Source organism: Halomonas bluephagenesis (genome assembly GCF_054790765.1).
The window spans coordinates 2,936,228-2,959,332 of record NZ_CP133631.1 but is presented as its reverse complement, the minus strand read 5'-3'; the positions used below and the strand labels follow the sequence as shown (position 1 = coordinate 2,959,332).

The 23,105-nt window shown below is 53.2% G+C and carries 22 protein-coding genes; 6 read left to right on the top strand and 16 right to left on the bottom strand.

Annotation, left to right across the window (positions count from 1 at the left end; all coding sequences use genetic code 11):
- Positions 1-29: 29 nt before the first annotated feature.
- From REH51_RS13355 to REH51_RS13330, 6 genes are all read right to left on the bottom strand, one after another.
- Positions 30-413 (bottom strand): RidA family protein, encoded by a 384-nt coding sequence (locus REH51_RS13355; protein WP_009722328.1) that lies wholly within the window; start codon positions 411-413, stop codon positions 30-32.
- A gap of 21 nt (positions 414-434) precedes the next feature.
- Positions 435-1,202 (bottom strand): DUF3726 domain-containing protein, encoded by a 768-nt coding sequence (locus REH51_RS13350; RefSeq protein ID WP_009722327.1) that lies wholly within the window; start codon positions 1,200-1,202, stop codon positions 435-437.
- Positions 1,199-3,043: a hypothetical protein gene (locus REH51_RS13345; protein WP_009722326.1), complete on the bottom strand. Its 1,845-nt coding sequence runs from the start codon at positions 3,041-3,043 to the stop codon at positions 1,199-1,201. Before REH51_RS13345 ends, REH51_RS13350 begins: the two co-directional genes overlap by 4 nt.
- Positions 3,036-4,613: a BCCT family transporter gene (locus tag REH51_RS13340; RefSeq protein WP_498936041.1), complete on the bottom strand. Its 1,578-nt coding sequence runs from the start codon at positions 4,611-4,613 to the stop codon at positions 3,036-3,038. The genes REH51_RS13345 and REH51_RS13340 overlap by 8 nt, the downstream gene beginning before the upstream one ends.
- 84 nt (positions 4,614-4,697) lie before the next feature.
- Positions 4,698-5,687, bottom strand: a complete 990-nt coding sequence (locus REH51_RS13335; protein ID WP_009722323.1) for a dipeptidase — start codon at positions 5,685-5,687, stop codon at positions 4,698-4,700.
- Positions 5,688-5,697: 10 nt separating this feature from the next.
- On the bottom strand, positions 5,698-7,137 hold the full coding sequence (locus REH51_RS13330) for an aldehyde dehydrogenase family protein (RefSeq protein WP_498936039.1): 1,440 nt from the start codon (positions 7,135-7,137) through the stop codon (positions 5,698-5,700).
- A gap of 147 nt (positions 7,138-7,284) precedes the next feature.
- Between REH51_RS13330 and REH51_RS13325 the strand changes: the two genes are divergently transcribed.
- Positions 7,285-8,172 carry a LysR family transcriptional regulator gene (locus tag REH51_RS13325; protein ID WP_498936037.1) on the top strand — a complete coding sequence of 296 codons (888 nt, stop codon included), beginning with the start codon at positions 7,285-7,287 and terminating at the stop codon, positions 8,170-8,172.
- A gap of 85 nt (positions 8,173-8,257) precedes the next feature.
- Here REH51_RS13325 and REH51_RS13320 read toward each other — a convergent pair whose 3' ends face one another.
- Both REH51_RS13320 and REH51_RS13315 read right to left on the bottom strand, forming a co-directional pair.
- Entirely contained in the window at positions 8,258-9,685 is a 1,428-nt protein-coding gene (locus tag REH51_RS13320; RefSeq protein WP_009722320.1) for a Glu/Leu/Phe/Val family dehydrogenase, read from the bottom strand.
- A gap of 233 nt (positions 9,686-9,918) precedes the next feature.
- Complete coding sequence (locus REH51_RS13315; protein WP_009722319.1) at positions 9,919-11,079, bottom strand: MFS transporter; 1,161 nt, start codon at positions 11,077-11,079, stop codon at positions 9,919-9,921.
- A gap of 136 nt (positions 11,080-11,215) precedes the next feature.
- On the opposite strand from REH51_RS13315, the gene REH51_RS13310 reads away from it, so the two are divergent.
- On the top strand, positions 11,216-12,592 hold the full coding sequence (locus tag REH51_RS13310; RefSeq protein ID WP_498936036.1) for an aminotransferase-like domain-containing protein: 1,377 nt from the start codon (positions 11,216-11,218) through the stop codon (positions 12,590-12,592).
- 9 nt (positions 12,593-12,601) lie between these two features.
- Here REH51_RS13310 and REH51_RS13305 read toward each other — a convergent pair whose 3' ends face one another.
- Together REH51_RS13305 and REH51_RS13300 are read right to left on the bottom strand one after the other, a co-directional pair.
- The gene (locus REH51_RS13305) at positions 12,602-13,369 is read right to left on the bottom strand and encodes a metallophosphoesterase (protein WP_498936034.1); all 768 of its coding nucleotides are present in this window, start codon (positions 13,367-13,369) and stop codon (positions 12,602-12,604) included.
- Between the two features lie 34 nt (positions 13,370-13,403).
- Complete coding sequence (locus REH51_RS13300; RefSeq protein ID WP_498936032.1) at positions 13,404-14,231, bottom strand: alpha/beta fold hydrolase; 828 nt, start codon at positions 14,229-14,231, stop codon at positions 13,404-13,406.
- Positions 14,232-14,838: 607 nt separating this feature from the next.
- Between REH51_RS13300 and REH51_RS13295 the strand changes: the two genes are divergently transcribed.
- Positions 14,839-14,961, top strand: a complete 123-nt coding sequence (locus REH51_RS13295; protein WP_009722314.1) for a hypothetical protein — start codon at positions 14,839-14,841, stop codon at positions 14,959-14,961.
- Between the two features lie 118 nt (positions 14,962-15,079).
- Here REH51_RS13295 and speG read toward each other — a convergent pair whose 3' ends face one another.
- From speG to REH51_RS13280, 3 genes are all read right to left on the bottom strand, one after another.
- Positions 15,080-15,601: a spermidine N1-acetyltransferase gene (speG, locus tag REH51_RS13290; protein WP_009722313.1), complete on the bottom strand. Its 522-nt coding sequence runs from the start codon at positions 15,599-15,601 to the stop codon at positions 15,080-15,082.
- Positions 15,602-15,688: 87 nt separating this feature from the next.
- Positions 15,689-16,660: an NAD(P)/FAD-dependent oxidoreductase gene (locus REH51_RS13285; RefSeq protein ID WP_498936030.1), complete on the bottom strand. Its 972-nt coding sequence runs from the start codon at positions 16,658-16,660 to the stop codon at positions 15,689-15,691.
- Complete coding sequence (locus tag REH51_RS13280; protein ID WP_009722311.1) at positions 16,657-16,902, bottom strand: FAD-dependent oxidoreductase; 246 nt, start codon at positions 16,900-16,902, stop codon at positions 16,657-16,659. Before REH51_RS13280 ends, REH51_RS13285 begins: the two co-directional genes overlap by 4 nt.
- A 129-nt stretch (positions 16,903-17,031) precedes the next feature.
- Here REH51_RS13280 and ltaE point away from each other — a divergent pair, with 129 nt between their 5' ends.
- On the top strand, positions 17,032-18,039 hold the full coding sequence (ltaE, locus tag REH51_RS13275) for a low-specificity L-threonine aldolase (protein ID WP_009722310.1): 1,008 nt from the start codon (positions 17,032-17,034) through the stop codon (positions 18,037-18,039).
- A gap of 20 nt (positions 18,040-18,059) precedes the next feature.
- On the opposite strand, the gene REH51_RS13270 is transcribed toward ltaE, so the two are convergent.
- Both REH51_RS13270 and fhuB read right to left on the bottom strand, forming a co-directional pair.
- Positions 18,060-18,671, bottom strand: coding sequence for a LysE/ArgO family amino acid transporter (locus REH51_RS13270; RefSeq protein ID WP_009722309.1), 612 nt, complete (start codon positions 18,669-18,671; stop codon positions 18,060-18,062).
- 110 nt (positions 18,672-18,781) lie between these two features.
- The gene (fhuB, locus tag REH51_RS13265; protein ID WP_009722308.1) at positions 18,782-20,782 is read right to left on the bottom strand and encodes a Fe(3+)-hydroxamate ABC transporter permease FhuB; all 2,001 of its coding nucleotides are present in this window, start codon (positions 20,780-20,782) and stop codon (positions 18,782-18,784) included.
- Between the two features lie 174 nt (positions 20,783-20,956).
- On the opposite strand from fhuB, the gene REH51_RS13260 reads away from it, so the two are divergent.
- Complete coding sequence (locus tag REH51_RS13260) at positions 20,957-21,922, top strand: siderophore-interacting protein (protein WP_009722307.1); 966 nt, start codon at positions 20,957-20,959, stop codon at positions 21,920-21,922.
- A 154-nt stretch (positions 21,923-22,076) separates the two neighbouring features.
- The gene (locus REH51_RS13255; protein WP_009722306.1) at positions 22,077-22,874 is read left to right on the top strand and encodes an inositol monophosphatase family protein; all 798 of its coding nucleotides are present in this window, start codon (positions 22,077-22,079) and stop codon (positions 22,872-22,874) included.
- A gap of 80 nt (positions 22,875-22,954) precedes the next feature.
- Here REH51_RS13255 and ykgO read toward each other — a convergent pair whose 3' ends face one another.
- Positions 22,955-23,095 (bottom strand): type B 50S ribosomal protein L36, encoded by a 141-nt coding sequence (gene ykgO / locus REH51_RS13250; protein ID WP_009722305.1) that lies wholly within the window; start codon positions 23,093-23,095, stop codon positions 22,955-22,957.
- Between the last annotated feature and the right edge of the window lie 10 nt (positions 23,096-23,105).

The following is a 23,105-nucleotide window of genomic DNA, read 5'->3' as shown; positions in this document are numbered from 1 at the left end:
GCCGCTTTGAAGATGAACCACATTTTCATCTATGGCACCGCTGAGACAGCAGCATAAGCCACCATCTCTACCAACATTTCTTCTCGCGCAAAACCAGACACAATAATGGCGGCCCGGTTAGGGTAAGGCGCGGTGACATATTCCGCATAGACGCAATTAACCGTGGCCAAATCCTCGCGTTGCGTCACGTAAATCAATACCTGAGTCAGTTGCTGCATACCCGCGCCGGCGCTTTCCAGAGTATGTTGCAGATTATCTAGCGTCTGGCGCGTTTGTGCTTCGATACCGCCTTCTACCACGGCACCATCGCCGCCGATGGGAATTTGTGCGGTGAATAAGATGCCATTGCCGACCACGGCCCATTCGAGTGGAGCTTTGGCCGCATAGAGATCAGTTTTTACCGGTTGAATCATGACAATGCTCTCATTGATCTATCAATCGTTATCGTTGACACCTGCACCAGCACCGCCTCGGGAAGACTCAGAAGACTCCACCAGGATGCGATGCGCCAGCGCTTTCAGACGCGCCCAGATCGCATCATCTACCTCAATGCCTTCCTGAAGCGAGCGCTCGCGGCAGGCCATTAAATCGGACTCAGAATGGCGTGCTAGCAGGTCCAGATCGTGGTCTTCACCCAGGGAAGGCAGTAGCTCAACGTGGTTGGCCATCACCAGAGTGATGCCGTCGTTGGGTTCGTTTTCTTCCGGAACATCGCGCACCGAATAGATACGCACTTCTGGCGTGGAGTGGCCTGCGCGAAAGCCCACCACCTGCTCGGTGAGCGGCTCCTGAGCATTGCGCCAGAAGGCAGTAATATTGATACCACGCCCGGCGAGGCGTGAAAGATAGCCCATGATGAGTTGGCGGTTATGGCAGCGGCGAATTTTGACCACCGAAAGCCCACGGGCACGCGCCTTAGCAAAACCCAATTCAGTCGCCAAGCTAATACTGCGCAGCACGCTTTGGCCATGGCCATCCAGTACGGCTAGGTCACCGTCCTGATAAATCACCTTGGGTAACGACTCAGGGTCTTCTTCAAGCAGGAAATCTAGCCCGCGGTTGAGCTGATCAATTGCGTTGAAACCATGACACTGCATCCACGCCACCATATCCGCGGCATCGGCGGCATCACCGTCTTCAAATCCAATCCCAGTAAACGCTTTTCTGCACAGACCTTGCAGCTCATTAAAGGAGACTTTCATAGCGACACTCCCCCTTTAGCAGTTCGCTGTTGCTGGAATGACGACTGTTGTAATGGCGGCCGCTCGCCCTGTGGAGATTGATCACCCTGAGGAGATAGCCCAGCGGGTGCCACGCAGCCCTTTTCCAGCTGTGGCTGTAGCGGAAAACTCCAATCATCGAAGTGACTGAGATCTTCCGGCTCGGCGTTGAGTTCTTCCACCAACGGCGCTCCTTGGAACAGCGTAATACGCACCCAGCGATCTGATTTGGGGTCGAAGCGGCTAGCACCAAAAAACGCCAGCTTAGTGCGCAGCAGATGCATCGGCTTCATTTCCCGATGCCACAGATTGGCATGAATATCGCCGTAAGTGGCTTTTACTAGGGTTTGCACGCGGCGAATAATTTCCTTATGCCGTGGCTTGGCGAGTAGAAAATCGACCACTTTGGCCCGCGGTGTATCCTCTAAAAACTCACAAATCGCTGCGTGGCTGTGGGCGACACGTGGCCCCATGGCAATGGGCACCTCCTTTTCAGCGCCAGGCTCCTCATCGCGCACGCCTAGGCGCGGCTCCTCTTTTTCAGCCGACCGGTACCAGAACCAATACGCACCCTCATCGCTGGTATAATCATGGGAAAGTGCCCAACCGTAGTGCGTTTCAATTAGCTGGCGCAGACGCATCAATGGCATATCCGGCTCAAGGTCGAGGTTTTCATTAACCCCCATCTGCTCTTCCAGCGGGTCAACCTGCTCAGGGTACAGCTCGATCAACAGCGTATTGATGAGCTCCTGAGCTTCTAGCGACAGAGTGCGCTCGCTCCACGCCACTAACTGAGCCCATAGGTTCTCTTCCAACGGTACACTTTCCAACCAGCTCAACACATCTGGTAATGCGGCCACGGTTGCGACGTTGCGCTCGCGCTGCTCAGCATCCTCGGTTACGGTTTCTGCCAAATGCTGCTGGGCACGTTTGGTCAGCGCAATCAAGCGCGCTCGCTCTTCTTCGCTAGGCGCCTGACGCTGTGCCAACGCCAATGCGGTTTCACGCTGGGTGACCCACTGGGCAATCAGCTGCGGATGGTTAATTAGAAAGGGAGCCATCCCTAGACCAGTTGAGTTCCCTATCCCCAAATAGCGGCGCAACTCGATGGCTAGCCCGCAAGCCGTTTCAGGGGATTGACTGCGTGCCAGATGCTCCACTTGTTCAATCGAGAAATGCCGCAACAAATAGACGCCGGCCATCTGCACCGAGAATGGCCGACGGAAGTCAGGGTTTCCATGCAAGCGAGCGAAGTCAGCGAGACCAAACTTACCATTGCCGTAAACCGCCGTGGTGCGATAGAGATAGCCCACCCGAGTTAACCACTGCGGGTCCGGCTGCTGACCATTGCCTAACGCTTCTACAAAGTGGGCAAAGTTACGCAAACTCTTGTTGGCGCGGGACAGCACCAGCACCCGAGGATGTTGACGCCCTGCTTCCTGCAAGGGCACATTGGCGGCCATTTGTTCCAGCAAACTGTCATCTACGTCCCCTTCCACTAAGCCAAACGTGACGTCCCAAGCGTCAGCAATAACGCGGTCGGAGCGGCGCTCATCGTCAAGCGCCTGGGCAAACATAACGCCGTGGTAACGCCCATAGGGAGTCTGGAGGCGATAAACGGCAGTGCCATAGCCATTTTCATCAAGATCAAAACGCACCCTGCTTATTTGCCAACGCTGACGCCCCATCTGACGCATCAGGGAACGCACAAAACTCAGTCGGCAAGCATGCAAGCTGCCCAGACGCTCCAAGCGCATCACTTCATCAGCGGGGCGAAGATTCAGGGGCGCGAGTGGCGCCAGCACCCAGTCTCGGTTACTCATTAACGATCACCTTCTTGCGCGTCGTCAGTCCCTGTTCACGTGCCATGGCATAGGCCGCTTTTGGCCCTAACCACAGAGATGGCAACAGCACCAGCGAAACGGGAATTGCGGTAATCACGATAAATTGCTGCAGAACACCGATTTGACCGGAGCCCATGTAAAGCAGGATCGCGGCCATCAACGACATAGTGATCCCCCAAAAAATGCGCACAGCTGTGTGTGGCTCATCATGACCAGTACAAACCACAGCAATCGCGTAGCTCATCGAGTCACCCGTGGTAGCCACAAAGATGGTCGTTAATAGCAAAATTGCCAGAGCCATTAGGGTGCCACCCGGTAGCGCCTGTGCAACCGTCAAGGTGGCCACATCAAACTGGAAGTTATTGAGCGCCTCGGCCAAGTCAATCGCTCCGGTTAGCTGATAGTGGATAACGGCACCACCCAGCAGAGTAAACCAGACGGTAGTCGCAATGGGCGCCATAACCGCCACTGCTAGAATCATCTGACGAATAGTGCGACCACGGGAAATACGTGCCACGAAAATCGCCATTAGTGGGCCGTAACCAATAAACCAAGCGAAAAAGAACACAGCCCACCACTGCATCCACCAAGCCGGCGCAGTTTCCGAGGTCATGGTCGCCATGGCGAAAAAGGAGCTGATGTAGACACCAAAGCCTTGCAGGTAAGCATTGGTAAAGAACAGCGTTGGGCCAAATACAAAGATCACGGCAGCGATTGCAAGGGCCAGAAACACATTGAAACGGCTGAGCAGCTGAATACCACGATGGATACCGGTCGCGGCAGAAGTGACATAGACAGTGCCCAGTACCAACAGAATGGCCAACTGGGTGCCATAACCTGAACTCAACCCAAACAGCTCATGCAGGCCAAAACTGACCTGGGTCGCCAGAAAGCCAATGGGGCCAACGGTGCCTGCGACTACGGCAATGACACAGCAGGCATCTACGACACCACCGACCCAGCTACGCATCAACCGCTCGCCCAGCACTGGGTAAAGCAAGGTACGTGGCTGAAGTGGTAGGCCGCGGTCATAGTGCCAGTAAGCCAACACAATAGCCGTCAGCGAGCCAAGTACCGCCCAGGCCAGAAAGCCCCAGTGCATAAATGACTGCGCTAGCGCACCGGCAATGGCTTCCACCGTACCAGCTTCAGTGTCGAAGGCGGGCGGTGTAACCACGAAGTGATACACCGGTTCTCCTGCAGCAAAAAATACGCCGCCGCCCGCCAGCAGGGTGCACATAATGATAGAAAGCCATTTAAAGGTGCTCAGCTCGGGCGTATCCAGACCACCCACCTTAGCGCTGGCTGCTGGCGAAATTGCCAAGCCAATGGCAATAAAGAACGTCAGTAGCAATAGCAGTTGGAAATACGAACCCAGCACAGCCGCTGTCCAGGCAAAACCAGCTGAAATAGCCCCAGCGACTCCCTCGAGATTGATTAACGAAAGCACCACGAAAAGAATTACAAAACCGCCGCTAAGCCCGAGTACCACCGGGTCGCCGAACTTAGCAAGCCCATGGGCAGGGCCTGTGTCTTTGGGTGAGTTCATGGGGGGAACCTCGTTATTGATTATTGTTGGTGGTAAGTGTTGATAGTGATCAATGCAGCCGGTGTGGCGTGATAAATTGGCCGGTTAGGTCGTTAACATGGTCGTTCGCTCTAACAGTTCGACCCAGTTGCGCCCCATAATGCGAGCAATCTCCTCGTCGCCAAATCCTTTGGTACGCAGCCCAATAATCAGGTTGGGGAAATCGCGGCTATCGCGTAACCAAGCTAGCGGCTGGGGCCAGCCTGCGTTGTTGGCACTGCCTTCACCGTAATCCATCTCTTTCGACCAGCGACCGTTACGCATCCATTCCAGCACCGTGGTCGGCTGGTTTTGGCACAAGTCTGTTCCCAGGCCGACGTGTTCAATCCCCATCATGTCTACGGTGCGGGCAATCATGTCGCAGTAATCTTCCAGAGTGCAGTCCGGGCCGTTCTTCAGGTGGAACGGATAAGCCGAAAAGCCCAGCAGACCATCGCTTTCAGCAATTGCATGAAGCACTTTGTCAGACTTATTACGCTTGGCGGCGTGGAAAAAGCTCGGGTTTGCGTGAGAGATAATTACCGGGCGCTCGGAAATCTCGATAGCCTCAAGCGTCGAGCGTTCGCTGCTATGAGACATATCAATCACCATACCGACCCGGTTCATCTCGCGAATCACCTGGCGGCCAAAGCGGGTAATACCGCTGTCTTCACTTTCATAACAACCACACGCCAGCAAGCTTTGGTTGTTATAGGTGAGCTGCATAATCAAAAGGCCCAACTGGCGCAGCACCGCCACCATGTCGATATCATCTTCGATCGGCGAGCAGTTTTGAGCGCCAAAGAATATGCCCACTTTGCCTGCCTGCTGAGCGCGCAAAATATCGCTCGGGGCATGCACCGGCATAATCAAATCGCCATGGGCTTCAAAACGGCGGTTCCATTCGCCGATGCGGGTTAGGGTTTCGCGCAAGGTTTCGTGATACACCAGAGTGGCATGGACGGCATCCACACCACCCTCGCGCATCTGCTCAAAAATCTCTCGAGACCAGTTGGAATACTGCAGTCCATCAACGGTCAGCACCTGTTTAGACATGCGCCGCTCCTCACGCTTTCACGTAGCAAGTCTTGACTACGGTATAAAACTCACGTGCATAGCGCCCCTGCTCACGGGGGCCGAAACTGGAGTCCTTCCGTCCGCCGAACGGCACGTGATAATCGGTGCCAGCGGTGGGCAGGTTGACCATCACACAGCCGGTCTCGGCTTCGGCTTTGAAGCGAGTCGCCAGCGCCAATGAGTCAGTAATAATGCCTGCGGTTAGGCCGAAATTAGTGTCATTCAGGGTAGCGATCGCCTCGTCCATATCGGCGACCTTGATCACACAGGCTATTGGGCCGAAGACCTCTTCGCGGTTGATGGCCATCTCATTAGTGGTCTCCACAAACAGCGTGGGGGCCATAAAGAAGCCTTGGCTGGCGCAACTTACCCGCTCACCGCCAAAGACCAGTTTGGCGCCATCAGCTTTACCACGTTCAATCCAATGAAGATTGGACTCCAACTGACGGGCATCAGCGACGGGCCCAATCTGCACACCTTCTTCCAGGGCTGGCCCGACTTTGGCTTTCGCTAGCCGCGCAGTCAGCTTGTCCACAAACGCATCGTGAATGGTTTCATGAACAATCAGCCGTGAAGACGCTGTGCACTTCTGTCCCGTACCGGAATAGGCACCGTTAAACGCCGCTTCCACCGCTAGATCCAGATCGGCATCTTCAGCAACAATCAGGGCGTTCTTGGAGCCCATTTCCAACTGACACTTGACCAGATTACCGGCGGTAGCCGCCGCCACCCGGCGCCCCACTTCCAGCGACCCGGTAAAGGTCAGCGCATTAATAACTGGGCTTGTGATCAGCGCCTCGCCAACACGACCACCACTCCCCATCAGTAGGTTGAAGGAACCCGCTGGCAGTGCTTGACGACTGATGATTTCGGTCAGCGCCCAAGCGCTGGCCGGTACTAGATTGGCAGGCTTAAAAATAACCGCATTACCAAAGGCCAGTGCTGGGGCGATCTTCCACACCGCGTTAGCCATGGGGAAGTTCCACGGGCTGATAATGCCCACCACGCCTACCGGCTCGCGGCGTGTATCAACTTCAACGCCAGGACGGACTGACTCTACCCGCTCATCAATCTGGCGCAGCACTTCAGCGGCGTAATAGTGAAAAAACTGCGCCGAACGCGCCACTTCGCCTATACCTTCAGCCAGCGGCTTTCCTTCTTCACGGGATAGCAGGCAGCCAAGCTCTTCCTTTCGCGCCATTAACTCATCCCCGATTGCCATCAGCACGCCATAGCGCTGTTCCAAACCGCTCTTGGCCCACTCCCGCTGACCACTGCGAGCTGCATTGATTGCCTCGTTAACCTGGGCAACACTCGCCTGGGCATAGTCACCAATCACATCAGCAAGATCCGAGGGATTGACGTTGGTGATATGGCTTTCGCCATCGACCCACTGGCCGTTGATATAGAGCGCGTGGAGGGATGACATAGCGACCTCTCTCTTAATGTCGTTGATACGGGTTGTTGACGACATGCTAGAGAAGGCGGGAAGATAAGGATAATCAATAATTCAGATAAAATGATCAGCAAAACTTACCATTGCAGCTTGCCACTATAGCGAGATGAAACACCGACCATGCTCCCCGAATTGAAACTGGCACCTTTACGCTATGTACTGGCGATTCTTGATTCGGGTGGCTTTCACGCCGCAGCTAAGCAGTTGCATCGCAGTCAGCCAGCCATTTCTATGGCCGTGCGTGACCTTGAAGAGCGCCTTGGCCAGCCGATCTTTGAAAAAGGCGGCGGCAAAGCCCTGTTAACGCCCTTTGGCCGTTGGTGCGAACCACGTTTTCGCGAATTGGTAGCGCATCACGACCGAGTATGTCGCGATGCGCTGGCCATTGCTCGCCAGCAGCGTGGCCGCGTTGATATTGCCGCTGTACCCTCGGTCGCCAGCCGTCTTATGCCCGCTCTATTAGCCGGATTTCTGGAGGCTTCCCCCGGTATTGATATCAGCCTACAGGACGGCCACTCCGAGCGAGTCAATGAGATGGTTCTGAAAGGCGAGGTAGAGCTCGGCATCACTAGCTTATGGCTACCCGATGACACCCTCCGCTTTGATGCGCTACTCCACGATGATATTGGCGTGGTGTGTCGTGACGACCACCCACTGGCTCAGAAAGATGCACTGCATTGGCGCGCTTTAAAGCCGTATACACTCATTCGTAACGGCACCTCGCGCCTGCTTGAAGGGTCACCAGCAGCAGAGCTTTTAGCCCATAGCACGCTGTATATTTCCAACATGATTTCGCTGACTGCCATGCTGGAAGCGGGTATAGGTGTAACCACCCTGCCCCGGTTAGCGTTTCAGGAAGAACATCAGCGGCTGCGCTTTATTCCACTCGCCACCCCACACTTGGAGCGCCGAATTGGTGTATTAAGGCGAGCACGTCAAAGCCTTTCACCCGCCGCAGATGCAATGTATGGCTATTTAATGGCGCAGCTGGAAGGAAGTCATCGCTAAGACACTCAGCCATCCCTCATGACACACATGAGGGATGGCTTATGCACCACTGCATTACAGCTGAGCTAGCAATAGCAGCGTTGTATTAAACACCGATATCGCGATAGTGGCGGGCAACTTTCTCGATGGCAATCAGATAAGCCGCCATGCGGTAGTCGTTAACTTTCGGGTTTTCATTACGGGTGCGAATGATCTCTTGTAGCGCCAAACGCATGGTGTCGTCCAAACCAGAACGTACTAGATCAAACTCATCGGCACCGCGAGCTAGCTCGTCAGCCAGATGATCTGGTACTTTATGGCCCGTTGACTCTTCAATCGCCTTAATAATGTGCTGACCACGAGCTTCATGGAAGCGCTTATCGAGCCTTCCAAAGCGAACGTGATTTAAGTTACGAATCCACTCGAAATAGGAAACCACCACGCCGCCGGCGTTGCAGTATGCATCGGGGATAATCTCGACACCCCGCTCTTGAAGAATTTTATCTGCTTCATAGGTAATAGGGCCGTTGGCCGCTTCAGCGATAAGCGGCGCCTGAATATAGGGCGCATTTTTGGCAGTGATAACCCCTTCCAGGGCCGCCGGTATAAGAATATCGCACTCAAGCTCCAGCACCTTGTTACCATCTTCTCGGTACTCTGCATGCGGATATCCCTTAACCCCACCGGTCTCAGCGATATACTCACGTACCGCCTTAACATCCAAGCCATCGTCATTAACCAAGGCCCCATCACGCTCGATGATAGCGGTAATCCGGCTGCCATCTTCGGTCTGTAGAAAGTGCGCAGCGTGGAAGCCCACATTACCTAATCCCTGCACCACAATCCGCTTGCCAGCCAAGCTGCCAGACAGACCACAACGCTTGATTTCTTCTGGGTGGCGGAAAAGTTCGCGCAACGCATACTGCACCCCGCGCCCGGTCGCCTCGTTACGTCCACGCACACCACCATGTTCAACCGGCTTACCGGTTAACGCCCCCATGTAGTTGATATCATTAGGGAACATCTGGCGGTAGGTATCTACCATCCAGCCCATTTCACGCGGTCCGGTGCCCATATCGGGAGCAGGTACGTTGGTGGCAGGGCTTAGATACCCCTTGTTGATCAGCTCGCGCGCAAAACGCCGCGTAATGGCTTCCAGCTGTTTTTGAGTGTACTTGCTCGGATCAATGATCAGCCCGCCCTTTGAACCACCAAACGGTACGTCGACAATCGCGCACTTATAGGTCATCAGCGCTGCCAACGCCTCGACTTCGTCCTGGTCGACCATCATCGCAAAACGAATACCGCCTTTTGAGGGCAGACGGTGATCACTATGCGTGGCTCGCCAGCCCGTAAACATTTCAATCTTGCCGTCGATATCAATCGGAAATGATACCTGCACTACGCTCTGGCATACCTTCAGAGCGTTTCCAATGCCCTCTTCCAGCTCCATGATATCGATAGCGTGATCCACCATGTGCTCGACACTTTCACGAAAAGACATACCCTGTTGGGCGAACTTAGTATCACTCATTAGTGGCGCTCCATTGCTGCGTTGTTTTTATCAGTATTGTTATCAGTGCTGTTTTGGGGATAACCAACGCTTACGTTTGTGTTGCAATATCTTTGTTGGTTTAAGTTCCCCTAATTGCTGACTCTACCAAAGCCTTAACGCCGGCAACTTTCAACTATTGTTAAATAGTCTCAGCATATAAAACGCCACTGAATTTTTCGTCAGCAATTTACTTCAAGAGCCACGCAGCCAGCCTAATCCATTAGCACTGGGCGGTACTCTCGTTGATTCTGAATAACTAACCAGAGTGTTGTGACAACTCCCCCAAGTAAGGCAACTCCAAAAAGCGTTAATGCCGCGCTATGCCCTAGGGCATCTATAAGCACTCCCGTTGTGACCACAGGAATACTGAAACCAATGTAGGCCATTAGAAAATATCCAGCGCTCGCTTGGGTAGAAGATGGGCCAGCCACGGATAACACGCCACTTAATCCACCCAGATAAATAAAGCCGTAACAGGCGCTGCTAGCCATGATCGTGCCTAGTAGTAATATGGGTAAGTGGCCCGCGATAGCTCCCCAAGCAATCAGTCCATAAGCCGGTGGCAGAATCGCAAGCCCCAATAACGTAGACCGATATGACGACAACTTTCTGGCCCAGGGTTGAAATAACACGCCACAGCTGCAAATACCGAAAACAGCGAAACCACTCCAAACGCTTAAACCATGCTGGTCTAATGCGGAAGGCAATATGGCAATTACCAACCCCACCGTGGCCCAGGCAATTAAAATCGCAAAGCCAAATCGAATAGCCCCTTTTGGGTAACTGGGCAAACGTAACATGCTGCCTTTCGGCCCACTGGGCATGATTTTTCGCAACGTCAACACGCCTATTAATGCGAAAGCGCTAATGCATAGATATAACCACAAACTGGGGGGCGTTAAGCTAGGCGTAGTAACGATAAAAACGCTGGTCACCGCTGCCCCTAAACCGAACCCAAGCGCGCTGCTAATCGTGACGTAACTGGTAGAAGCTTGCTTATCATCGCCTTGCCATAATTGTTGCATATAAGCTGGTGCTACCGCGGATGCCAGCGCGGTCCCCACCCCAAGCAGAAAACGCGCCACGCCAAGCATTACGATGCCAGGCGCTATTAGCATCAGGGAAGTGGCCAGCATATTAAGCAGTAACGCAGTGACAATGATGGCTTTGTAACCTACCCGCTCGGCCAAGCCATTAAGCCCCAGCAATACAGGCATCACCCCTGCTACGTAACAGGCAAAAGCAATTGTCGTGGCACCAACACCAACCCCGCCTTGCGCTGCCAACGCACCATATAGCGGTGCCTGCAAATTAACGGCCGTGGTGATCATACATAGTCCGAAAGCAAGGCGGGCTGCGCTGTACTGGTTCATGCATTAACTCACTTGAGATTGCTAAAAGAACCATAAAGCTCGCACGCTTATTCAAGCGGGGTAAGATACACTGGGCCACTATTATTGAGGCACTGTTCCGGTTTTTTAATGAACAGTTGATCCAGCAGGACTATATATGAAGTTAAAAGTTGATCGGCATGCCAATACGCCTATTGCACAGCAACTTGAAGAGGCGATCAGCACTTGGATTAAACAAAACAAACCTGGTAATGGCAGGCGCCTACCCTCCATTCGCTATTTAGCTGCAACACATCACGTTAGCCGCAATGCGGCCATTGAGGCTTACGAGCGTTTAATCGCGGCAGGGTTGGTCCGCTCAAAACCGGGGGCAGGATTTTTTGTTGCCGATAGTCCACCAAGCGAGCACCAAACAGTTTCCAGCCCACTGCAGGAAGTGACCAACGGGCTTTGGGGGCTTTTTAGTGCGGATGAGACTGCCCTGCCCCTTGGATGTGGTTGGTTACCCAGTCATTGGCGGGAGAGCGATGATTTAACCTATGCGATCCGCCAAGTTGCGCGCATAAATCGCGCGGACATTTTTGAATACAGTACCCCCCAAGGCCCCACGGCGTTACGGCACTTAATACAAGAGCGACTTCGGCTTTTAGCGATCTCGACAAATCCTCAGCAAATTGTCACCACCAGCGGCAGCAGTCATTCGCTAGATTTATTGGTGCGCTTGCTTCTCGAACCCGGAGACGTTGTCTTCGTGGAATCACCAGGCTATTACAACCTATTTGGCCTGCTACATCTGCAACGTGTTCGTGTTATCGGCGTACCTCGCTTAGCCGACGGTCCTGATCTTGAACGCTTAGAAGAATTACTTGCAGAGCATCGGCCGACACTTTTTTATACCAACAGCGTTTTTCAAAACCCCACAGGGGGAACGCTAACGCCCACCATTGCGCATCGCTTATTACAATTAGCCGGGCAGTACGATTTCAAACTGATAGAAGATGATATATACGCAGACTTTCAACATACACCAAGCACTCGCTTAGCCGCGTTAGATGGCCTCAGCCGAGTTATTTATCTGGGCAGCTTTTCAAAAAGCCTCTCCTCTTCTCTGCGCGTTGGTTATATCGCGGCCCCTTCTTCAATAGTGCAGCGCATTGTCGATATCAAAATGCTGACCAGCATTTCTTCTTCGCGCTTTGCTGAGCAAGTCATTACCACCATGCTTCAAAACGGTAGCTACCGAAAGCTGACGGAGCGGCTAAGTGCTAGGCTTTCCAACCACATGTCTATGGCGCTTGCGATGCTCAAACGTGCCAGTTGGGATGTTTATACCGAGCCTACCGGCGGGATGTTTGTGTGGGCAAAGCCACCGGCAGCGATAACATCTGAAAGATTGAGTGAACTGGCTGATGACTGGAAAGTTACCCTGTCGCCAGGGCATTTATTCTTTGCCGATCATCAACCAACGCCCTGGCGGCGACTCAACGTTGCTTATATGCAGGATCCAAGAGCGAAAGGGTTTATTGAAGGATAGTTCATTGGCCTATAAATCAACCTCAACCACCAAACTCGGCTCAAAAAGAGCTGGAGAGAACTCATAGGGATAACCGCCTGGATTAGCGATGATGCGCGTGCCGTTACACAAAGTATCCACCGGCTCATGAACATGACCATGCACCCATAGATCCATCTTGCCCATTAAATGAGGAAGGTGGGAAGCAAACGCAGGCGAAAGTACATCGCCCTGGTATTGGCCAGGGATGCAGTCGCGCAGCGGGGCATGATGACTGACCACCACCTTCGGGCCTTCAAACGGTAAAGCCAGCTCACTTTCAAGCCATGCTAGCGCTTCAGCGTGTAACTGTTGGCTCGCCAGCGGTGAAAACGTTACCCCAGGCGAGGTCTGAACGATTTTAAAGTCGGGCATTACACGCAACGCTTTGGATACTGTCTCCACTGGATCCTTGGTTGGATCATCAGCGTACAGCGCAAAGTCAGTCCACAGCGTAGTGCCATAAAAACGCACTCCATTGAGAGTAACGGCACGGTTATCCATGAGTTCAATGCCTAGTCGTTCGGCTTCTATTGCTAGCTCCTCACGCAGTAACGGCATACAGGTACCATAAAACTCATGATTTCCCGGCACATATAAAATAGGCATTTCTGGAAACCGTTGCCTAGCCCAGGCAAGCCCTTCCGTTCTCTGATAAATATCGCCTGCCAAGATGATGAGATCGGCCTCTACCTCGGGTAATTCACGGTTGCCGTCAAAAAACTCCAAATGAAGGTCAGATAAAATTCGCAAGCGCATAGCATTCCTCACTCTTCCCTAAGTAACGGCCGTGTCATGGAGCAAGCCGCTCAATAAATTCTCTAACATAATTAACAACCACTGCTTCCGCTTCACGGTGGGGCACATGCCCAACGCCCGGCAGTATCTCACTGTGCGCAGCACCACTGGTATAGCGAGCGATGCATTCTGGTTGACGGTGGGAGCCATACTCATCTTTTTCACCATGAAGCACTAGCGTTGGGCAATGGACGCGGTTAAGTGCGGGAATAAGTGACCAGTGTTCAAACGCTGGATGCAACCACGTGTCTACCCAGCCATTCAGTACCCAACGAGCTTTATCGCCGTGATACTTTTCTAATTTGGCAAATTGTTCCGGCATTTGAAACACGGCCCGTGCCTCTTCAATACCGTGTCGCGTGCGTGGTTCGTTTAACGCCTGCGCTGCAATGGTAATCACTCCTTGGCACTGCTCTGCATACTGCCCTGCACAGTGCCCCGCCATACACCCGCCGACACTATGCCCCAGCGCAATAAAACGCGTTAGCTGAAACGCGTTCTGAAGTGCCGCAAAGCTAGTAGAGGGTTCATCGTCGATAAAGCTCAGTAGTGGCGGTGCCACGCACGCATCGGAGCGCCCAAAACCTAGACGATCATAAGCAATCACTCGCCGTTGGGTCGACGCACATAGCGCTGCTGGAAAACTGCGCCATAAATCAACACAGCCCAGAGAGTCATGAAACAGAACAATGGGCACGTCAGAGTGCACATGCGGTGCTTCCCAAGTACGAGTAAACACGCGACCATAAGGAGTTGCTACCCAGCGGTCATGGAAAGTAGATTCAGGATAATTAATGTCACAATTGATAGTTGGTAGCACCATGGTATAACTCGTTGTTTTATTAATTAGTTATAGGTATTCAGTCAGCATATCATTCTAGGTACATATGATTGTGCACCGCTTATTTTTATTAACAATGGTTAAAATGCTGCACCGCAACAAAAATAACCTATACTCTAGGTGTGTCCCAATAGGAGGACCACCTCATGATTTCTACATTTGCATTATCGATTCAAGATGAAGAAGTGCTTGCTTTTTGGCGCCTACAAGCCAATTGGCAACATGCTGCCAATGAAGCGTTAGCGGCCTATTTCGGCTAAAAGCAGCGATTTTTACCGCTATCCTCCCCCCTGTAGACCAAAAGATAACCACACAAGCCGACGCTTTTAGTCGGCTTTTTTATATTATGAAAATCTTTTCCATTCAAAGGCATAGGTAGTAAGACATGGCTTTTGTAAGACATTTCTTACACACCATAGCAATTCTCTTACATCTTTAGGACTAGCTTTAAGGATTAGAATGCGCATAAAATTTAACTCGCAGCTGACTTGCTGCGATGCACAAAGCAAACCATGTATAACTAAAACGGGGTCAACAGAGCCCATTATGGCTGAACCGTCCCTCAACCTCTGAATTAGGAGTACTCGCCATGTCATCTTTCGCTGCTCAAGATCAGACCGTAGAAGTGGATGTGATGCAGGTCTGGGCTAATCGTGCCCAACAGCAACGAGCAGCTTTTGACGCCATCGCCGCTTATATGCGTCAGCAGTAAACAACAACGCCTCAGCCCTTGGTTAGTTTTCGGCCTGAGGCGTTGCAGTATTGGTCAATAGTTAATCAAAAACACCTGTTTGTAAGCCTGAATCCAGAGACCGTTCTCTGATTGTTTATCAAGCCAGCTGCGCAAGGTAGGTGTCTTGCAAAATATACATCCGCTTAACATCACGGTATTTGCCGTTGATAAAGAACTCTTGAACCAAGTGCCCCTCTTCAATGAAGCCGCTCTCCTCGTAGAGATGAATCGCTTTGACGTTTTCCACCGCCACAATCAGATATATTTTGTGTAGGTTTAAAATTGTGAACGAGTAGTGCAGCGCTTGACGGATCAATGACCGAGCGAATCCTTTGCCCTGGTGATCTGGCGTGATAATGATCTGAAATTCACCGCTGCGATGAATGTAGTCGATTTCAATCAGCTCGACTAAACCGATGGCATGCCCGTCGCTATCCTCCGCTACGAAGCGCCGTTCGGCGTTGTCATGAATGTGTTTGTTATAAAGCTCCTCCAGCTCGTCAAATGATTCGTAAGGCTCTTCAAACCAATACGACATAATGCTCTGGTTGTTATTTAACTCGTGGACAAAGCGCAAATCATTCCGCTCTAACGCACGTAAATAAAGTTGATTCTCCATCACTTGCTACTCTTATGCGTCGTCATTCAAATTAATCGTTAATCATTGAGGTGTCATCACATTTCACGGTCTATCGCATTTTACGGTCTATCTCGTCAGTCGCTGGAACGAAAAAAGCGCGGCTAAGGGATGCTGTTTGCCTTCAATAAGCGACAGCAGCAGTTTGGCCCCAATCATGCTATAGCTGATTCCATTGCCACCATAAGCCATTGCAAAATGCACCCTTGGACCGTGTGCCTCATGGGGACCAAAAAACGGCAGGCCGTCGTCGGTTTCTGCAAAGGTGCCGCCCCAGGAGAACGTCGGGTTAATATCAAGTTTAGGCCATAGCGCCTCTATCTTGCGTGCCAACCCTTCGGCTTTCTTCTCTACCCGTGCGTCACGACGCTTGGGAATATCTTCATCGTCATCATCGCCGCCCACAAGAAGCCGTCCGTCCCGGGTAGTGCGCATGTAGAGGTAAGGTCGTGCAGATTCCCACACCATGGTGTGGCGTAACTTACCTAACGCCTCAGGCGGTAGCGGGTCGGTGATAAGTGCATAGCTGCTGCGGTTGACGGCCACCAGTTCGGGCAACCAGGCTTGCGATTCATACCCTGCGGCCATCACCACGTACTGGCAACGCAGCTTGGCACCATTAACTAGCGTCAGCGTGACGCCCTGTTCATCAGGCGTCATCGTCTTCATTTGTGTGCGGTCGTATACTTCCCCACCGCGCTCAACAACCCTGGAAAACAGCTGGTACGCCATGCGGTATGGGTCAATAGCGGCAGCTAACTGGGTAAGAATAGCCCCAGGTGCCACAAAGCCATACTCGGCCAACACTGCCTTGCTTTCAAGCCAGTCAGCGTCAAAGCCGTGCTTTTGACGCAACGCTAACTCTTCTTTTAATAGCGCTACGTCTTCTTCATTACTGGCGTAATAAAGGCTTTTCTGGCGCTCAAAATCTACATCACCCAACCCAGCTGCCAAGGTTTCAAGCTCACCAATGGCCTCGGCACAGGCACGATAAGCAAGCAACGCATCGGCTTTCCCATAGCGCTTGGCTAACTCGTTCATATGGTATCAATTTCGTACTGCAGTAACGCCGTGCTAGCAGCCGAACTCCCCCACCCCACGTCACGACGTTCAAGCACCACCACATAATGGCCATTGCGGCTAATCTCATCGGCGATTAGTGCGCCAGTAATGCCACCACCGATTATAGCAATCTCGCATTGATGGTCGCGGGTAAGCTGCGGGAAAGTTTTCAATAGGCCATTTTTGACTGCCCAAAAGGGATAACCGCTTTTCAGATCCATCTGTTTGCCTATGCTAGGTTGCCCTAGAGTATTCTATGGATGATAGAAGTATGCTGTTAACCATAGATGGTTCCTGACAACTTGCTCGGTAAAGCGTCTCAACGTGACTAACCCAAAAAGGAATTCCGCATGATTGACCTACGCAGTGACACGGTAACCCGCCCTACCGCCGCTATGAGAGATGCCATGATGGCCGCGCCGGTTGGCGATGACGTGTGGGGCGATGATCCAACGGTTAACGCGTTTCAGGAAAAGCTAGCAGAGCAAACAGGCAAAGAAGCGGCACTGCTGTTCCCAAGCGGCACACAAAGCAACCTAGTGGCGCTAATGGCTCACTGTGAACGCGGCGATGAGTACATTGTCGGGCAGTCCGCCCATACTTATCGCTATGAAGGCGGCGGTGCTGCAGTGTTAGGCAGTATCCAGCCACAGCCTATTGAAAATGCCGCCGATGGCAGCTTGCCATTGGAAAAAATCAGTGCAGCGGTAAAAGCCGATGATTTCCATTTTGCGCGCACAAAGCTGCTAGCGCTAGAAAACACCATCGGCGGCAAAGTGCTAAACGCAGACTACGTATTAAAGGCCACTGAGCTTGCCCGGGAACGTGGGCTGGCAACGCACTTAGACGGCGCGCGACTATTTAATGCAGCAGTAGCCACTGATGCCTCACTCAAGCAGCTCTGTTTGCCGTTTGACAGCGTCTCGCTATGCTTTTCGAAAGGCCTGGGCGCTCCCATCGGCTCTGCCTTAGTGGGCTCGCAAGCATTGATCGACCGCGCACGTCGCTGGCGTAAAATGGTCGGTGGTGGCATGCGCCAATCAGGCATTATCGCCGCCGCCTGCCAGTATGCTCTGGAGCATCACGTAACTGACTTATCCCATGACCACCACCGTGCAGCACGCTTGGCAGAAGGTTTGGCAAAGCTGCCCGGCGTCGAGATTACTGCTCAAGCAACCAATATGGTGTTCACGCATTTTCCCGACGAACATGTGAAGCCGCTCTCCGCTTGGCTAAAAGAGCATGGCATTTTAATTGAGCTACTCTACGCCACGCGTTTTGTTGTCCACCGGGATATTGATGATACTGATATCGATAAAGTAATAGCTGTGATGCAAAGCTATTTCAGTCGCCACTAATTAGTTAGCGACAGTGCCTGTCAAAGCAACGTAGACCCCAGGGCCAAGTGTATAGCAATAGCCGCCATCATCAGGCCAATTAGCCCATCAATAGTACGCCACGCTCCCGGGCGGGAAAGCCAAGGCGAAAGCGCGGCCCCGCCCCACGCCAGCAGGCTGAACCACATAACAGAGGCAGTCGATGCACCTGCAACGAACACTCCGGCACTTTCTTGCTGGGCACCAATGGCAGGAATTAACAATAGCGTGTCCAGATACACTTGGGGGTTCAGTACTGTAACGGCCAAGGTTGCCAGTAGCACTCCGCGCAAGCTCCGAGCTTTTACGCCCCCCGCCTGCAACCCTTCGCGCCCGCTAACAGCCCGCAGTAATGCCTGAGCGGCCAACCAGCTTAAAAACACCACGCCTACCCAGCGCATGGCTTCCATCGCATTTGGCATCGTCAGTAAAAACGCGCTGGCACCAAACATACCGGCAGTTAGCAAGATAATATCCGCGCTCATACACAACCCAGCTGACCACCAGTGGTATTCACGACGCACTGCCAACCCCAGCACGTAAGCATTTTGCGCCCCGATAGCCATGATGATCCCGCCAGATACCACTAAGCCCGTTAAGTAGCTTTCCCACATTGCCCTGCCCCCAGTGTCAGAATAAGTGACGCTTTAAAGAATCGTGGCACTAAGGTAACGGGCAATCTGAATAACTAAAAATCATCCTGCTAATAGGGCATTAGTTTTACTTATAGTCGCCGCAGCCCCCACATAAAGTAGGCACCGCCAACCAAGGAAGCGACCAAGCCTGCCGGTATCTCATAAGGGAAAATAATCTGACGGCCCACCCAGTCGGCCAACACCATCAATAACATGCCGGTTAACGCGGCCCCCAGCAGATGCTGCCCTGCCCGAGAGAAGCCCAGCAGGCGTGCCATATGCGGCGCCAGCAGGCCAATAAACGAAAGCGGCCCCACCACCAGGGTGGCGCAGGCAGTTAGCAGTGCTACCAACAGCAGTAACGCTAAACGAGCACGGTTGAGCGTTAACCCAAGGGCCTTGGCCGTCGGTGCGCCCAAGGGCAAGATATCTAGCCAGCGGGTAAAGGGCAGCGTAACCAGCGCCAGTACAGCGGCAATACCCCCCACAACTATCGCATTGGTGACATCTACGTAATAGGTGGAGCCCGCCAGCCAGGCAATCACCTGCTGGCCTCGCGGGTCGCCGCCTGCCAGCATCACGCTGCGCACTGCATCAAACAGTGCACTGACCGCCACCCCGGTAAGCAGCAAACGTTCGGGGAGATAACCGCTCTTGCGGTTGATAACGACCAACACTAACAGCGTTGCAAAAGCCCCCAGGGTACCTACGCCAATCAACATCATGTTGGTGGGCGCGGGCAGTAAGAAAATCCCCAAAATTAGCGCAATGGCGCAGCCTCCGCTGATACCCAACACTTCAGGGCTGGCCATGGGGTTAGCGGAAAGTCGCTGAAGAATAGTGCCTGCAATCGCCAGCATTAATCCACTGGCCGCAGCCGCCATTACCCGAGGAAAACGCCACTGCATAACACCCCAGTGATGGGGCGCTAGCCAATACCAACCGTCCACCCCCTGGCCGACTAACAACCCAAGCACTGTCGCGGCCAGCAACGCGATCAGTAAACCGGTAGCCAAGCGTGACGGTGCAGGATGGCGATTGGCGAAAACGCCCGCACCTTTCGGTGGCCGATCGCCCTGCAGCTTCAAACGCGGAATCAGCCACATTAAAAGCGGTGCACCCAGCGCACCGGTAATCGCCCCAGTAGGAATAAAGGCCGCTGCCATGCCAGAGAACTGCTGAAGCAATAGGTCAGTGGTGGCCAACAGCACGGCTCCCAGCAACGTCGACCAAAGCAGCCGCGGCCCTAAGCGCCGCGCACCCGCCATACGCACAATATTGGGTGCCGCTAAGCCAATAAAGCCGATGATACCCACCACGCTAACGATGCTACCGGTAATAAAAACCGCCAGCCCCATCCCCGCAAAGCGTAAATAGGTTAGCGAGACCCCCAGGCTCTTAGCACTGGCATCGTCCAACTCCAGCACCGCTAGGGGGCGCAGCAGAAACCATGCTGCCACGCAACTAATTGCCAACCGAGGCCAGAGAATCGCAACGCCATCCCAACCGTTCTGCGCCAGCGAACCAGCGCCCCAGATCAGCAGCCCAGAGAGCGCCTCGTGGTTATACAGCAGTAGCGCTGTAGAAAGCGCCCCTAAATACAGATTCACCACCAGCCCCGCCAACACTACTACGATCGGCGCCAATCCACGCCGCCAGGAAAGCAGGAAAACTAACCCCACCGCCAACGCACCACCCAGTAAAGCGACCCACTCACGTCCCATCGCTAATAGCCCAGGGGTCATCAAGGTGGCGGTCATAAGCGCAAGGTTGGCACCCGATGCCACCCCTAAAGTTGTCGGCGATGCCAGCGGGTTGCGCAACACCTGCTGCATCAGCACCCCCGCTAACCCCAAGCCGCCACCAGCTAGTAGCGCGATCGAAAGGCGCGGCCACCACGCATAGTAAAGCAATAGTTCGTCAACGTTTTCGAAGGAGGGCGCCACTAATGCCTGCAGACCCAGCGTAAAACCCCCCTGCCCCTTCAGGCCCACCCAGAACAGCACCACCATCGGCAGGCTAAGTAGAAAGCAAGCTTTCGCGGGCGATATTCCTCCTATTCGCTGGGCAAATCGCGCGCCACCTAACATAGCGAACAACCTCTTGTCATAGCCGGGCACATCGCCAAGCGAGGCGTGATAGGCAGCAGCGTCATTGTCTTAGCCCTGGTCTTTTCTGGAGTTGATGATTGAATTATCAACAAATATTCTAAATGATAATAATTAGCACTACAATTAACACCTTTATTAATGGAGACAGCTACGATGGCGGCCAAGCAGAGCTACCAGCTTTTCGATATCACCTTAGCTCGGCGCACCCAAGTCAGCGCCTCGTTAGTTAAATTCACGTTTAGCGGTCCTAACGTCAGCCACATGGCGACCTACGCACCAGATCAGCGCATCAAACTGTTCTTTCCAGAAGGTGATGGCACTCTCGACCCACTATTTGAGATCGCTAAACGGGAAGAAAATGATTGGTACGATGCCTACCGCGCCTTGCCCGATGCCCAGCGGCCCGCCGCGCGCACTTATACCATTCGCGCGCTCCGCTCAGAACAGGCCGAGGTAGATGTAGAGTTCGTTTTGCACGGCGACAATGGGCCTGCATCACGCTGGGCAATGCGCGCCCGAACAGGTGACCGCTTAGTCATGGCAGCCCCCGTCGCCAATGCGGAAGGCCCAAAACAGGGTTACGAATGGAAACCGCCTAAGGACGTGCGACGTATCCTGATTATCGCCGACGAAACGGCGCTTCCCGCCGCCGCTGGCATACTCGAAGCGCTTGACGATTTACCTCTCATAGCCAACGTCGAAGCGCTTTTTGAAGTCCCTCGTAGCGACGATGTTCAACCACTGCCCCAGGTCGCCAAGCTGCGCTGGCTAGCGCGTGATGGAGAGCCCCACAGCAAGCATGGCGAGCTGCTGCTGAGAGCATTGCGCGATATCGATTTACAAAAAGAGATTGCTGCTCTGGGGGGCAGTCCTGCGACTCATGGCAGTAAAGATAAAAACAGCGAGGATGAACTGGATCATGATGAACTGGGTCAGGATGAAAACGCCCCGCTCTGGGAACCCGCCACTCAGGACAACAGCGCCCCCTTCTACGCCTGGATCGCTGCTGAAACCAAGGTCGCCATGACGCTGCGCCGCTACCTGATTAACGAGTGCGGTTTACCCAAACAGTACGTCACCAGCATGGGCTACTGGCGACTGGGTAAGGCCAATGGCTAAATCTTCGCCTGCTCCGCCCTAGCGAAGCTCTGCACGCGACGGGTTCAACTGACCATCGCTGTCATCGCCATGTCATGGATGGTTAGTTACCTTTATCAAACACTTCAGTAACAGCCGTACACGCTCAGCGCGACGTCCAGTCAGGAGAAACTACATGCTTGAGAATGAAAACAGCTTGCTGGAAACAGTTAAGCAAGCTGCCTATGAGGCTGGCGCGCTGTTGCGCGAGGGGTATTCGCAAAAGGGACGGATTGCATTTGAGCAAAAGGGGGCATCTGACTTTGTTAGCTACTACGATACTGCAGCCGAGAATATCATTATCGACTGCATCAGCAGCGCTTTTCCCGATATTGCGTTCCTCGGCGAAGAAAGCGGTCTGGCCCCCACCGATAGCGACTACACCGTGATCATAGACCCCCTTGATGGCACCAGCAATTTTCTACATGGAGTGCCTCACTTCTCGGTGTCGATCGCAGTCACCAAGGGTGATGTGCTGATCATCGGCGTTGTCTATCAACCACTGCTTGATGAGATGCTATGGGCAGGCCAAGGCGCAGGCGCTTTTCTCAATGATCGCCCGTTAACAACACCAGCCCCTCGCCCACTGACTGAGATGCTGGTGAGCACCTGCCTGCCCTACCATGACAAAGGCGACTGCGCGATAGCCCTAAATCAACTCGCCACTCTAATGCCTCAGGTGGCAGGCATCCGCAGTCCTGGCTCAGCGGCGCTAGAAATTGCCTACCTCAGTCTAGGCCGTTTCGATGCCTTTTGGTCTCAGGGCGCTAAGCTCGACTTTTGGGATATCGCCGCTGGCATTGTGATTTCCCGAGAAGCTGGTTACACCGTCACAGACCTCACTGGCGAGCCAAATCCTGCTCAATGGAATAGCCTAATTGCAGCGCACCCTGAGCGGCATAGCCAACTGCTAGCGTATTTAACCTCTTACTGATAAATGGCCAATGACACCACTGAACTCCAGCGTTTTCCTATTCGTTGGTGCAAACTAGCCGCTGCTATAAACAGCCCCGCTTATTTTTTGTGCTTGCCTCCCTGGCGCGCTTTGAAACGAGGATTCGTCTTACAAATAACATAGAGCCGCCCGCGACGCTTGACCACTTGGCAATCAGGATGGCGGGTTTTGGTGGACTTAAGTGAGCTAAGTACTTGCACGCTATATCTC

Coding starts and splice junctions, on each gene's coding strand:
- REH51_RS13355 (WP_009722328.1), bottom strand. CDS start 413: ATGATTCAACCGGTAAAAACTGATCTCTATGCGGCCAAAGCTCCACTC.
- REH51_RS13350 (WP_009722327.1), bottom strand. CDS start 1,202: ATGAAAGTCTCCTTTAATGAGCTGCAAGGTCTGTGCAGAAAAGCGTTT.
- REH51_RS13345 (WP_009722326.1), bottom strand. CDS start 3,043: ATGAGTAACCGAGACTGGGTGCTGGCGCCACTCGCGCCCCTGAATCTT.
- REH51_RS13340 (WP_498936041.1), bottom strand. CDS start 4,613: ATGAACTCACCCAAAGACACAGGCCCTGCCCATGGGCTTGCTAAGTTC.
- REH51_RS13335 (WP_009722323.1), bottom strand. CDS start 5,687: ATGTCTAAACAGGTGCTGACCGTTGATGGACTGCAGTATTCCAACTGG.
- REH51_RS13330 (WP_498936039.1), bottom strand. CDS start 7,137: ATGTCATCCCTCCACGCGCTCTATATCAACGGCCAGTGGGTCGATGGC.
- REH51_RS13325 (WP_498936037.1), top strand. CDS start 7,285: ATGCTCCCCGAATTGAAACTGGCACCTTTACGCTATGTACTGGCGATT.
- REH51_RS13320 (WP_009722320.1), bottom strand. CDS start 9,685: ATGAGTGATACTAAGTTCGCCCAACAGGGTATGTCTTTTCGTGAAAGT.
- REH51_RS13315 (WP_009722319.1), bottom strand. CDS start 11,079: ATGAACCAGTACAGCGCAGCCCGCCTTGCTTTCGGACTATGTATGATC.
- REH51_RS13310 (WP_498936036.1), top strand. CDS start 11,216: ATGAAGTTAAAAGTTGATCGGCATGCCAATACGCCTATTGCACAGCAA.
- REH51_RS13305 (WP_498936034.1), bottom strand. CDS start 13,369: ATGCGCTTGCGAATTTTATCTGACCTTCATTTGGAGTTTTTTGACGGC.
- REH51_RS13300 (WP_498936032.1), bottom strand. CDS start 14,231: ATGGTGCTACCAACTATCAATTGTGACATTAATTATCCTGAATCTACT.
- REH51_RS13295 (WP_009722314.1), top strand. CDS start 14,839: ATGTCATCTTTCGCTGCTCAAGATCAGACCGTAGAAGTGGATGTGATG.
- speG (WP_009722313.1), bottom strand. CDS start 15,601: ATGGAGAATCAACTTTATTTACGTGCGTTAGAGCGGAATGATTTGCGC.
- REH51_RS13285 (WP_498936030.1), bottom strand. CDS start 16,660: ATGAACGAGTTAGCCAAGCGCTATGGGAAAGCCGATGCGTTGCTTGCT.
- REH51_RS13280 (WP_009722311.1), bottom strand. CDS start 16,902: ATGGATCTGAAAAGCGGTTATCCCTTTTGGGCAGTCAAAAATGGCCTA.
- ltaE (WP_009722310.1), top strand. CDS start 17,032: ATGATTGACCTACGCAGTGACACGGTAACCCGCCCTACCGCCGCTATG.
- REH51_RS13270 (WP_009722309.1), bottom strand. CDS start 18,671: ATGTGGGAAAGCTACTTAACGGGCTTAGTGGTATCTGGCGGGATCATC.
- fhuB (WP_009722308.1), bottom strand. CDS start 20,782: ATGTTAGGTGGCGCGCGATTTGCCCAGCGAATAGGAGGAATATCGCCC.
- REH51_RS13260 (WP_009722307.1), top strand. CDS start 20,957: ATGGCGGCCAAGCAGAGCTACCAGCTTTTCGATATCACCTTAGCTCGG.
- REH51_RS13255 (WP_009722306.1), top strand. CDS start 22,077: ATGCTTGAGAATGAAAACAGCTTGCTGGAAACAGTTAAGCAAGCTGCC.